The following is a 12101-nucleotide window of genomic DNA, read 5'->3' as shown; positions in this document are numbered from 1 at the left end:
TTTTTTCTAATTAAAATTCTAATTCGATTTTGACAACGAATTTTGTCATTATGAAACCAGGCATAAACCCACAAATTCCCCTTAGACAGTTTTAAAAATTACATTAATAAATGAAATAAAAATTAACACTACTTTTATGAAGATCATTCACTCTCTTATAAGTTGTCTTCGGGGAATTAAATGTGAGTCTTTATTGTTAATAATTTTGTTCACTATTTCTCCTTCCTACTAGTAGTATATCCATCACTAAGATTCAAATTTTTTTTACCATGTCAGTCATGGTTTTTATTTGCGCATATAAAGGTATAGCACAAAACAATCTCAGTAGCTCAGCATACAATTGCCTACTGAATTTGAAGTAAAATTTTCTCATAATTTTACATAGTTTTTAAATTCAACATTAGTTTTAAAAGCCATCCTTTCCAGTACATCGCGCCAACTTTGTTTTGGGGAAAGGGGTTTTTATTAAGTTTTACGTTCTGTGTTATTTTTTAACCACAATAGAAACATAGGTTTTTATTTTTTTATTTTAGAGATTGTATAGTTCAGTAAGCTGAAACATAGCGATCTCCTTACTATGTTTAAAAGATTTATCTTCTCTATTGATCTTTATTTTCTCCGTCCAGTTCTATGTACCTATGTGGTGAATATTCTTTTCTATCATTCTAAGCTTATCGAAGAATCTTTCTATCACTTTTCAATTCTAACTGAATCGAATAACCGTCTGTGCATTTCTTTATCCAAAACACAATCTAGAGAGAGTATATTTTTCTTGATTTGTAGAGGAATAAAACCAAGTATATTGCATGAAGTCCAATGCTATTTTGTGGAGAAATGACCATACAAAAAGGCGTAGAACTCATCTTAAAGCTTTTGAGGTACTGGTATACCGTGCAACAATAAGTGAGCCCACGCCTAGGTCGTGAGCAAATTTACTTATTTTCTCGTTGCTACAAAAATTACCAGTTTTCAAAAGCGAGATCAAAGTATAATTACTTTATTTTTTAACTATCTGATAACAAATATAGTAATATATTTTTAATTGCGCACTATCGACCGCATTATTTTTACATACTACTCTTAATTTGCTATAATGGATAGCGTAAACAGACATATATGTAAATACATATATTATAATTGGATAATAAATTCTGATTCACAAAGAAAGTTTGCTGATGAGCATAATATAGAAGAAAGTATTGTTAGAAAGATTAAAAAAGCATCTCAAGATAAAGATTATATTGAGTATAATATCCCTATCACTACTCTTGAAAAAATATGTACATCTAGGGAAATCAAGTTATACGAGTTTTTCAAGATGCTTAACATATAAAAAGGCTCCAACTTGGAGCCTTTTTATATGTTATATTATTATATTATTTCTTAACGGCATCTCCCTGTCCTTTTCCAGAAACAGTTCCGATAATGTATTTAAAATAATTAGAAATAGACATTGTTTGATACATTTCGGCATCTAATTTCGCTAATTTTTCAGGTGTTGACATGTCGACATTATTAATTTGTCCTAAACCTGTAATTCCTGGTAGATAATTATAAACACCTCTTTTCTCACGTTCCTCGATCAATTCTGTTTGATTAAATAGACATGGTCTAGCTCCAACTAAACTCATATCCCCTATCAACACATTAATTAATTGTGGTAATTCGTCTAATTTAGATTTACGCAAAAATGCTCCAAACTTCGTTACTTGTGCTTGAGATGCTAAATGTGATGCTACCGATTTTGTATTCACATCCATTGTACGAAACTTAAGCAAATTGAATGCTTTCTTTCCTTTTCCTACACGTTCTTGTACAAAAATTGGCGAACCAGTATCAAAAAGTCCAATGATAAAAAGAATGACTCCTATTGGCCATAAAAATAATATGCCGAAAAAAGAGAATAATATGTCGAATAATCGTGTCATAGTTTAGTTTTGCTTAAAGCTTTTTATTGTTTTAATAATTCCTTCTTCTGCCGACAAAGGTAATTGTTTAATACCTAAAGCCAATTTAATTTTTTGGTTGGAAACAACATAATTTTCCGTTAACTTCTTAATTCGTTCAGAATTTAATGGAAATCGAATTATATCACCAACCTTTGCAACAGCTTGTATTATACCTTTTGGAATAGGTAAAAATTTCGCTTTACGTTCCAAAGCTTTATTTATTGCAATAATTAATTGGTTCGTCGATAAGAATTGATCGTCTGAAAAATTATAAACACCTGATTTTACAGTCTTATTGATTAACATTTCTTGTACTAAATAAGATAAATTGTCAATACTCAAGAATGAACGACTATTATCAAATTTTGATAACGGCCAAGGAATACCCTTTTCAACAACTTTATATAATAAATTTAAGTTCCCTTTATTTCCAGGTCCATGTATCATACAAGGACGTACAATAAATAAACGTTTTCCTTCTGGTAAATTTTGAGCCAATAAATATTGTTCAGCTTCAAACTTTGATTTACCATATGGTGTTAAAGGATTCGGAACTATCTCTTCATCAATAGTATTATCTGCAGTATCAGCACCAGCTTTAACAGAACTAAAATAAAAGAAATCTTTCACTTCTGATTTCAAAAACTCATAAAAAAGTTGAATAGTTAAATCACGATTAATCTTAAAATATTCAGATTCATCAGAGACATTTTCTAAATCGTGAGCTTTACCTGCAAGATGAATAATGGCATCAGCATTTTTATCTAATTTAGATAACCAATTTCCTCGTAAAGAAAGTGATTCAATAGAATGATGGTTATTTTTTAAATATGATGAGAGATTTTGACCTACAAAACCTGAAGCTCCAGTAATAGTTATTTTCATTTTTTAACTAAAATTCTTTCCAAATTATCTATACATGATTTTAATGTGAATCGTTCAGAAAAATATTTTTTTCCATTTCTTCCTTTCTCTTCCAATATAGCTTTATCAAAATTAGCTGCCTTTTTAATAACATCAGCTAATTTAGTTTCGTCTGATGATGGCACAGTAAAACCACAATCAGCTTCATTTATTGTCTCAGCTCCTTCTCCATTTAACATAGCTAATATAGGTTTACCAGATGACATATATGCCTGAACTTTTGCAGGAACTGTTAAGTTAAAAATAGGATCATCTTTAAGACTAACCAACAACAAATCTGCTTCTGCAAAGAAAGTAGCCATTGCTTCAACTGGAAACCGTCCAACTGTATGCACTGTTTCTTGCAATTGATGTTCCTTAACAAATTCTTGCACAAAAGGCATCTTTCTTCCATCGCCAACAATTATGAATTTTATTTCTTTATAATTTTTCAATAATAAAGCTGCTTTCATAATTGTGTCCATATCTTGTGCTTCACCTACATTTCCAGCAAATAAAATTTTAAAGCCTTCTGGTAAGTCAGGAATTGGGTAATTTGTTTCACCTTCTGAAATACTTTCTTCTGCCCAGTTTGGAAAATACTCAATTTTATGACCAAACTCTCCTTTCTCTAATATTGACTTTCTAAAACCTTTTGAAGTAATTAAGAGTTTTTCAGATTCTTGATAAAAGCCTTGTACAACACGTTTATAATAATTTAGAATGCTTTTATTCTTAACGCCTCCTGCTATCTCCAAACTTTCAGGCCATAAATCCATTACCCAAAAGTAAATAGGTATTTTTTGAATTTTCTTAACTGTAAGTGCTGGGTAAAATTGAGTGATTGGAGAAGGTTCATGGACAATAATTGCATCATATTTTTTCTGACGAGCCAATTTACGAGCCTTTAAAGAAGCAAAAAATGCAAAAGAATAATAATTCAAAAAAAGACGAATTCCTCCTCCTTTTCCACGAGGAAGTAATAATGATCGAACTATTTCAACCCCTTCTATGTTTTGATTCCTCTTTTTTTTATAACCGTAACCATCATAAATTTCTCCTTCAGGGTAGTTTGGAATACCTGTCAGAACTGTTACTTGATGCCCACGCTTTTGTAATTCAAAAGCTAAATCGGTACTTTTAAATGTTTCTGGATAAAAATATTGGGTAACAATAAGAATATTCATTCCAACTAAATTTCCTCAGACCAAACAGTTCTTTTAATATAATCTGCGTACGAAATAATAATTCTTACGACTTTCTCTGAAACATTTGGCATTGAGTAATCTGCAACAGGGCGGAAATTTCTTTCATCGCCTACTTTTTGTTGTAAAACCTGTGTTAAACCTTGCATAATTCTTTCTGGTGAAAGTCCAACCATCATTACTGATGCTTCTTCCATCGCTTCAGGACGTTCGTGTGCTTGACGAATATTCAATGCTCTAAAGTTTAGTATTGAAGATTCCTCAGAAATTGTTCCTGAATCCGATAAACAAGCGTATGCATGCATTTGCAACGCATTATAATCATGGAAACCTAATGGTTTTAAAAACTGAATTTCAGGACGCATTTCAATTTGCATCTTGTCAATCATGTTTTGCGTACGTGGATGCGTAGAAACAATAATTGGATATTTATATTTTTCAGCGATTGCATTTAAAGAAGTCATTAAACCACGGAAATTTTTCTCAGAATTGATATTTTCTTCACGATGAGAAGACACAACGAAGAATTTACCTTTTTCAAGATTTAATTTTTCTAAAACATTCGACACTTTAATTTCTGGTAAATAATGAGTCAAAACTTCAAACATTGGAGAACCTGTTTTGATGATTCTATCCGCAGGAAGACCTTCCCTCAATAAATACTCACGAGCAATATCCGAATAAGTTAAGTTAATATCCGAAGTATGGTCTACAATTTTACGATTCGTTTCCTCTGGTACACGTTGATCAAAACATCTATTTCCAGCTTCCATGTGGAAAATCGGAATATGTCTTTTCTTTGCAGGAATCGCACATAGGCAAGAATTGGTATCTCCTAAAACCAAAAATGCATCAGGTTCTAATTCCTCTAACAATGGATCAATTTTAATTAAGATATTTCCAACAGTTTCTGTTGCTGTTTTTCCAGCCGCTTCTAAGAAATAATCTGGCTTACGAAGTCCTAAATCTTCAAAAAAAATCTGGTTTAATTCGTAATCATAATTTTGTCCAGTATGGACTATTGTATGCTCTATAGCTTCGGAAGCATCCAAAGCTGACAATACTCTTGATAATCTTATGATTTCAGGTCGTGTTCCCACAACCGTCATTACTTTTAGTTTTTTCATTGTTATGTTTAGTTGTTAAACCGTTTCAAAATATGTATCCGCATCCTCTGGATTAAATGGTTCATCTATCCAGAAAATTGTATATAAATCTTCGTCTCCGATATTTTTGATATTATGGGTATACCAAATTGGCATATCCACATAAGCTGGTTCTGTTCCGTCTAAATAGAAATCCATAACTTCATCCGTATCAATCTTACGCAATTGAATCAAAGCTTTTCCTTTAATCACAGCAAAACGTTCAATTTTACGTGTATGATAATGATTTCCTCTTGTAATATCAGGAACCGTTGTTGAGAAAGAACATTGACCGCCAATTCCCAAACGAATCACCTCAACAAAAGCTCCTCTTGGATCTGTATGCTGCGTAAACTTAACTGGAAAATGTGTTTTATAATCGATGTACGAACGATAGGTATTGAACAAATTATGTTCGAATTTATCCATTAAAACTGGGATTTCGCTACCGTCGAAATATTTAGTTTTATAATCATATAATAAAACTAAAACTTCAGAAACTTTCTTAGTTGCAGTTGGCTCTACAAATAATTCTGACTGACTTTTCTCTGAACGAATTTCGTTAATAATAGTCATCACCAATTCTTGAACATAGATCAGCTTCACTTCTCCGTCATTGGCAATTGTTGGCATTTCTCCATGCGTTAATTGATGACAAAAAGTTGCGATAAACGAATTGTAGAACGGTTTCCCGAATGCTCCAAAAACGTTTGGAATAATAAGACCTGTTACTTTTCCGCCAGCTTCATTTGCCCAATTTACAATCGCTTCACGTCCTTCTTTTTTTGATTTCCCATATAGATTATCACGCTCTTCTTGCGTCGAAGAAGAAATTAAAACATGAGCTTTAGAGTTCGTTCTTTTTAATGAGTCAACCAAATTTTTAGCTAAACCGACATTTGTTTCATAAATAAACTGCTCCGATTCATGACGATTCATTGCAGCAAGATGAACAATAACATCACATTTTGAAGTAAATTCATCCAGTTTGGTTTCATCTTCAAAGAATTCTTTTTGAAAATCTACTCTTTCAAATTCTTCTGGGAATAAACTTAAAGTATTGTATAAATGCTTTCCAACGAAACCATTTTGTCCTGTAATTCCTATTTTTTTCATTATTCGTTTTTAAAATAATCTAATGCAAACCTATATTCATCTTGGATTTCGCCTAAGGCATAATCTCCAAGAACCAACAATTTACTTCCATCCTTTTTTGCTTGAATTGCGGTAATATGTCCAGAAGGGATATGCAGGTAAGTTAAAGATTCGTCTTTTAAATGGTATTTCGAAATCCTTAAATCTTTCGAAGGTTGATCAAAATTATCAATTTCAATCACAGAAACTTCAAATTCACCTTTCATTGCAGCAAACCAACGTTGCTCGACTTTATGCCCTTGCCAACCTCGAATAAAATCTAAAGAATGATTTTCTATGGTATAAATACGTTTGATTTCAGAAGTATCAAATTCATTATTAAATGTGATGATTCCTCTTTCGTCTTCATACTTTTTACCATCAAAAATCAAATTGTTCATATTTAGATTCTTAGATTAATAAGGATATTGCATTACATCTTCACCAAAAATTTCTTTACGAATTAATGGCAATTTTGAAATTAATTTTTTAAGACCTTCAACACCTTGTTGCTCTGTATTATGAGAATGATAATCTTCGATTTTAGAAACATCTTCTTCACCTTCTGAAAAGTATTTCGCATAATTCAGATCGCGATTATCTGCAGGAACACGATAAAAATCGCCCATATCTTCTGCTTTCATCATTTCTTCACGTGTACAAAGTGTTTCGTATAATTTTTCACCGTGACGCGTCCCAATAATTTTTACTGGAACTTCTTTACCTGTCATTTCAATTAAAGCTTGCGCCAAATCTCCAATACTTCCTGCGGGAGCTTTGTTGACAAATAAATCTCCAGGATTTCCGTTTTCAAAAGCGAACAATACCAAATCTACAGCATCTTCCAATGACATGAAAAAACGAGACATATTAGGATCTGTAATAGTAATTGCCTCTCCTCTCTGAATTTGATTCAAAAATAATGGAATCACCGAACCACGAGATGCCATAACGTTACCATAACGTGTTAGACAAACTACAGTTTCTGTTAGATTTCTTGCTTCGGCTACAGCCACCTTTTCCATCATTGCTTTGGAAATTCCCATAGCGTTAATTGGATAAGCCGCCTTATCTGTTGAAAGGCAAATTACCTTTTGTACCTTGTTCGCTGCAGCTGCACGAATAACATTCTGCGTACCTTCAACATTGGTTTTTACTGCTTGCATTGGAAAAAACTCACAAGATGGCACTTGCTTCAACGCTGCTGCATGAAAAATATAATCTACTCCACGTGTTGCAGGCTCTACAGAACTATAATCGCGAACATCACCGATGTAATATTTAATTTTCTCATTTTTATAAAGATTACGCATATCATCTTGCTTTTTCTCATCACGAGAAAAAACACGAATTTCTTTAAAATGATCTGTTGCTAAAAAACGGTTAAGAACAGCTGTCCCGAAAGAACCTGTTCCTCCTGTAATTAATAGGGTTTTATTTTTTATTGCTTTCATTTATTTAATCTTTTTAGGATTTCAAAAATATTTCTTAAAAAGATATATCTTGAATAAATTCTTTTAAGAAATGTACGGTTATTTTTTGTTACATTATTTTCATGTAGCCTTCTAAATAATGTTTTACTTTCAATAAAATAATTTCCATTAACAAAATTAGCTATTAAACCTATCCAAATATCATGAGATTCTAAACAACTTGGGAATGGTAGTATTATACTTTTTAATTCTTTTCTAAAAGCCATAGTACTACCATAATACAAAGATTTTCCTAAAAATATATCTAAAATATTTTTATAATATTTTGAAGAATTACTCGTAACTATTTTAAAAGTATCAAATTCTAATTTGTTTCCAATATTATCAATATAATCCATATTACTTGTAATGACACTTACATTATCTTTACTTTCAAATACTTGTAAGAATGTTTTTCTTTTATTTGCATTCCAAATATCATCTTGATCAGATAAAAAAATATACTCATTTTTTGTCATAGTTATTAATTTTTCAAATGTTTTAACGTGTCCTACATTTGTATTATTTTCATGAATCCTTATGAATCGAGAATCTATTTTTTTAATTACTTCCAATGTATTATCTGTTGAGCAATCGTCCAATATTAAAAGTTCGTCTCCTTCGATCAATTGATCAATAATTGAACGTAATTGCTCTTCAATATACTTCTCACCATTATAAGTAGCTAAACATACACTAATATTCATCCATCAATTTTTTATATATTTTGTAAGTTTCATTTGTTGAAATATTAATATTAAAATTATTAGCAGATATAGTCTTAATGATAAGTTTATCTACAACTCCTTTCTGTTTAATTTTTTCAATTACAGCTAAAAAATCTTCTTTTTCTGTATTTTCTATTGTATATCCAATATTATTTATAGAAATAAATTCAGATGAGTCTCCTATTGAATTAGTCATTATCATTGTCAGTCCAGAGTTAAGATATTCTTTAAACTTAATTGGAGCTGAAACTAAATTAATGATATCATCATCTCTAAATAAAATTCCATAATCACATTGGCTTAAGTAATATAGCATTTCAGTTTTTGAAAGACTTTTAACAAAAAAATTATTTCTATTTAACCTTCTATTATTTATTAAATTTTCAAATTCATTTACATCTTTAGAAAATATAGCAAACCTAGAATTGGGAATTAATTTTTCTACTAAAGCAAAAAAATCAAAAACTTTATCAACTAGCTGCCATTTTTCAAAAGAACCAGAATAAACAAATATTTTAACATTTTCCGAATTAAAATATTGTTTTTTAATATTGTAAGAATCTATATTATCTTTTGTATTATTTGCTTGAGGAAATGTACTAATAATATTTACTTTGGTTTTACTTATACTATATTTAGTAATAAAATACTTTTCAAAAGGCTTAGAAACTACAATAATAGCATCACTCAACTTACAAAAAAGTTTTTCACTAAATTTAAAAACTCTATAAAAAGTGTCCTTTTTTTTATATTTCAATTCATCTGCATATAAACCTCTTGGATCAAAAATTATTTTTGTCCCTTTTATTAATTTAGTAACAATTGCACCAAACATACTAGGATAACTTCTTACATGTATTATATCCATTTTTTTTGCAAAAAGAGGATAAAATATTGAAAAAATTAAATTTAAAACATGTCCACGATTTTTAATTAATTTTAACTTAAAATTCTTATTAAAGTAAATTTCTTTTGCCTCTTGATCAAAAGTAATAACAGTTACATTAACATTATTATCTTTCTTGCAAATTTCATCAAGTAAAGAAATTACTTGAGAGTCTATTATTGGGCTATTATAGTAACTTTCATTAGTTAAATATAGTATTTTCATATTTCTTTATTATTAAAGGTCCATAAATCAACATAAAATAATATTGTTAAGAAAAATATTGAATTATGTCTATATAAAGTATCTATATTAAAAGAAGCTAATAAAAACGTAATAAATATTAATTTGAATAATACCGTTTTTGATTTTTTATACATTTTTATAAATATTAATATTAAAATTATCATTGGAAAAAAACCAAATCTTAATAAAATATTTATCAGACTTGTATCTGTATACTTTGCACCTTCATTTAAAAAATTAATAAAAATTGGTTTCGTAAATGGTAGACCTATTAACCAATATCCTTCATCAATTCGACTTAAAATACCTTCGTATATAACATCTCTATTATTCTCAAATAATCTATCATTCGATTTTATTGATGTATCAAATAAATAAAGAATTCTACTATTTATTTGATTACTAAAAGATTCATCACTTATATATACAAAATAAATAATAAACCAAAATAAAATCGTGATTAATAGAACTCTAAATAACATTTTAACATTTCCATCTTTATACCCTTCATATATAAGATATAATAATAATAAAAGTATTAAACCTAAAAATGTTCTATTAAATGCTAATAAAAGTGATGCAATTATAATTATTAAATAAAACTTTTTTTTAGCAAACCAATTGTTCTTATATTTTAATAATAAAAAAAATGCTATCAAACCAAAAGATACATTAGCATTATGTATACGCCCACTTAATATAAATTCTCTACCACTATCTAATTGATTTAAAAATGGAATATTATAAAAATATAGTATTACTGATAATAATATCGATATAACTATTGTAAACAATAAAGTATTCCATACTTTTTTTATATCAATCCTTAATCCGAAAAATAATATACTCAAAGAAAGTAATAACGGAATTCCTAAATAAAAACTCTTAAATCCATTATTTATAGTTTCATTATAAATAATGGGTTTCATTATTATTTCTCCAAAAAAAATAAGTAAAAAAAATATAATGATTTTTTTATCTAAATAGAACGGATTTATTTCTTGCTTATTACCAAGTAAATTTAGTACAATTAGAAAAAGAAATAAACATGACTTTAAGGTGATCCCAATACTTTTAATTAAGAAATAATCATTGTTAGGTAAAACAAGTGAAAGAAATAATATGAAACAAAATATATTATCTAATACTGAATTTTTTTTTAATCTATTCTCTTTCATTTACTATTAAATTTTTAAAATCAATTAAAAAACATTTTTTGAAATACTCCCAAAAACTTACATTTATCATTTTTGACACTAAAAATCTCCAAAATGGATAAAAACCAATTATTGAACTTAATACCAATGCATAAGAAATTGCATATATTCCAAAAAAAGATCCAACGAAGATAAATAATGGTATTAACAACATCATTAATAAATTCCAGTAAAATTCTAAATATGTTTTCCCCGTAGCTATTGTCAAACTACCTATTGGATTACCTACTGATCTTATAATCATATAAACACAAAGGATTCTAACTATCATATTAGCTTCAACATAATTATCTCCATATAATATTCCAATAATTATTGGAGCAAAAAGAAATAATAATGAATATGCAATAATATTTAATGTACCTATAATATTAATAAACTTTAAATAATTATCTCTAAGCTTTTCCGGAGAACTCTGAAAAGTAGCTAATAAGGGAGTAGCTACTTTTATTATTATTGGATTTAATACTTGATATGGCCTAGCTACTAATTGTTTTGATAAACTATATACACCTAAAATTTCAGGACCCATAATTTTTCCAATAATAAGTATATCAAAATCACGACTAAAATAGTTTGCAACTTGCCCTCCCATTTGGTATAATCCTATTTTTAAAAAAGGTTTTACTTTTAAATAACTAAAGTAAAATGTTATCCGATGTCCTAATTTATAACTAATAAAAAAGAAAAGAAGATTACTTAATGTAACAGATGTTAGTGTATTTGCTATTAATGCATATACTCCATATCCACGTATAGCTAAATAAGAAGAAATTATTAATGCTATTAATGCAGATAGTATTTCAACTATACTTATATTTTTAAATCTTAATTCTTTATCCTGAATCACTTTAAATTGTCTACCAACACCATTTATCAGAATACTTAAACCCGCAATCTGAATTAAACTTGATAACTCAGGGAGTTTATAAAACATTGATATTAATGGTGATATAATAAATATAATACAATACAAAAAAATGCTAACGAAAATGTTAAACCAATACAAACTAGAATACTCTTCCTGACTAATATTTTGCTTATGAAGAATTGATGCCGAAATCCCCATATCATTAAATAGATCAAAAAAGCTTAATGAAAATAGTATAATTGCAATTAATCCGAACTCTGATTTATCTACATATCTTGTAAGAATAGTAATACTGAGAAGAGAACAACATACTATAAATAGACTACTTAATGTAGTCCATTTCAA

At 28.7% G+C, this 12101-nt stretch carries 11 protein-coding genes; all 11 read right to left on the bottom strand.

Features of this window, described 5'->3' with window-relative positions; translation table 11 throughout:
* Nucleotides 1-1376: 1376 nt before the first annotated feature.
* The 11 genes from B4A23_RS06195 to B4A23_RS06145 are packed head-to-tail and all read right to left on the bottom strand — an operon-like array spanning nucleotide 1377 to nucleotide 12101.
* Nucleotides 1377-1928: a sugar transferase gene (locus tag B4A23_RS06195; protein WP_291118126.1), complete on the bottom strand. Its 552-nt coding sequence runs from the start codon at nucleotides 1926-1928 to the stop codon at nucleotides 1377-1379.
* A gap of 3 nt (nucleotides 1929-1931) precedes the next feature.
* The gene (locus B4A23_RS06190) at nucleotides 1932-2834 is read right to left on the bottom strand and encodes an NAD-dependent epimerase/dehydratase family protein (RefSeq protein ID WP_291118123.1); all 903 of its coding nucleotides are present in this window, start codon (nucleotides 2832-2834) and stop codon (nucleotides 1932-1934) included.
* Nucleotides 2831-4039: a glycosyltransferase family 4 protein gene (locus tag B4A23_RS06185; protein WP_282629971.1), complete on the bottom strand. Its 1209-nt coding sequence runs from the start codon at nucleotides 4037-4039 to the stop codon at nucleotides 2831-2833. Before B4A23_RS06185 ends, B4A23_RS06190 begins: the two co-directional genes overlap by 4 nt.
* 5 nt (nucleotides 4040-4044) lie before the next feature.
* Nucleotides 4045-5184 (bottom strand): non-hydrolyzing UDP-N-acetylglucosamine 2-epimerase, encoded by a 1140-nt coding sequence (gene wecB, locus B4A23_RS06180; protein WP_291118118.1) that lies wholly within the window; start codon nucleotides 5182-5184, stop codon nucleotides 4045-4047.
* Nucleotides 5185-5199: 15 nt separating this feature from the next.
* The gene (locus B4A23_RS06175; protein ID WP_291118115.1) at nucleotides 5200-6318 is read right to left on the bottom strand and encodes an NAD-dependent epimerase/dehydratase family protein; all 1119 of its coding nucleotides are present in this window, start codon (nucleotides 6316-6318) and stop codon (nucleotides 5200-5202) included.
* Nucleotides 6318-6737, bottom strand: a complete 420-nt coding sequence (locus B4A23_RS06170; RefSeq protein WP_291118112.1) for a WxcM-like domain-containing protein — start codon at nucleotides 6735-6737, stop codon at nucleotides 6318-6320. Before B4A23_RS06170 ends, B4A23_RS06175 begins: the two co-directional genes overlap by 1 nt.
* 15 nt (nucleotides 6738-6752) lie before the next feature.
* Complete coding sequence (locus tag B4A23_RS06165; protein WP_291118109.1) at nucleotides 6753-7790, bottom strand: polysaccharide biosynthesis protein; 1038 nt, start codon at nucleotides 7788-7790, stop codon at nucleotides 6753-6755.
* Nucleotides 7787-8515: a glycosyltransferase gene (locus B4A23_RS06160; protein WP_291118105.1), complete on the bottom strand. Its 729-nt coding sequence runs from the start codon at nucleotides 8513-8515 to the stop codon at nucleotides 7787-7789. The genes B4A23_RS06165 and B4A23_RS06160 overlap by 4 nt, the downstream gene beginning before the upstream one ends.
* Nucleotides 8505-9647, bottom strand: coding sequence for a glycosyltransferase (locus B4A23_RS06155; protein ID WP_291118102.1), 1143 nt, complete (start codon nucleotides 9645-9647; stop codon nucleotides 8505-8507). Before B4A23_RS06155 ends, B4A23_RS06160 begins: the two co-directional genes overlap by 11 nt.
* Nucleotides 9644-10846 carry a hypothetical protein gene (locus B4A23_RS06150; protein WP_291118100.1) on the bottom strand — a complete coding sequence of 401 codons (1203 nt, stop codon included), beginning with the start codon at nucleotides 10844-10846 and terminating at the stop codon, nucleotides 9644-9646. Before B4A23_RS06150 ends, B4A23_RS06155 begins: the two co-directional genes overlap by 4 nt.
* Complete coding sequence (locus tag B4A23_RS06145; protein WP_291118393.1) at nucleotides 10833-12101, bottom strand: MOP flippase family protein; 1269 nt, start codon at nucleotides 12099-12101, stop codon at nucleotides 10833-10835. The genes B4A23_RS06150 and B4A23_RS06145 overlap by 14 nt, the downstream gene beginning before the upstream one ends.

Origin of the sequence: Empedobacter sp. UBA7248 (genome assembly GCF_002472945.1) — a bacterium.
GTDB lineage: Bacteria > Bacteroidota > Bacteroidia > Flavobacteriales > Weeksellaceae > Empedobacter > Empedobacter falsenii_C.
Note: the sequence above shows the minus strand (reverse complement) of the source record. Positions and strands in the feature narration are given on the sequence as shown.

What these genes read in the sequence shown, in the direction of transcription:
- B4A23_RS06195 (WP_291118126.1), bottom strand. Translation starts at nt 1,928, where the DNA reads ATGACACGATTATTCGACATATTATTCTCTTTTTTCGGCATATTATTT.
- B4A23_RS06190 (WP_291118123.1), bottom strand. Translation starts at nt 2,834, where the DNA reads ATGAAAATAACTATTACTGGAGCTTCAGGTTTTGTAGGTCAAAATCTC.
- B4A23_RS06185 (WP_282629971.1), bottom strand. Translation starts at nt 4,039, where the DNA reads ATGAATATTCTTATTGTTACCCAATATTTTTATCCAGAAACATTTAAA.
- wecB (WP_291118118.1), bottom strand. Translation starts at nt 5,184, where the DNA reads ATGAAAAAACTAAAAGTAATGACGGTTGTGGGAACACGACCTGAAATC.
- B4A23_RS06175 (WP_291118115.1), bottom strand. Translation starts at nt 6,318, where the DNA reads ATGAAAAAAATAGGAATTACAGGACAAAATGGTTTCGTTGGAAAGCAT.
- B4A23_RS06170 (WP_291118112.1), bottom strand. Translation starts at nt 6,737, where the DNA reads ATGAACAATTTGATTTTTGATGGTAAAAAGTATGAAGACGAAAGAGGA.
- B4A23_RS06165 (WP_291118109.1), bottom strand. Translation starts at nt 7,790, where the DNA reads ATGAAAGCAATAAAAAATAAAACCCTATTAATTACAGGAGGAACAGGT.
- B4A23_RS06160 (WP_291118105.1), bottom strand. Translation starts at nt 8,515, where the DNA reads ATGAATATTAGTGTATGTTTAGCTACTTATAATGGTGAGAAGTATATT.
- B4A23_RS06155 (WP_291118102.1), bottom strand. Translation starts at nt 9,647, where the DNA reads ATGAAAATACTATATTTAACTAATGAAAGTTACTATAATAGCCCAATA.
- B4A23_RS06150 (WP_291118100.1), bottom strand. Translation starts at nt 10,846, where the DNA reads ATGAAAGAGAATAGATTAAAAAAAAATTCAGTATTAGATAATATATTT.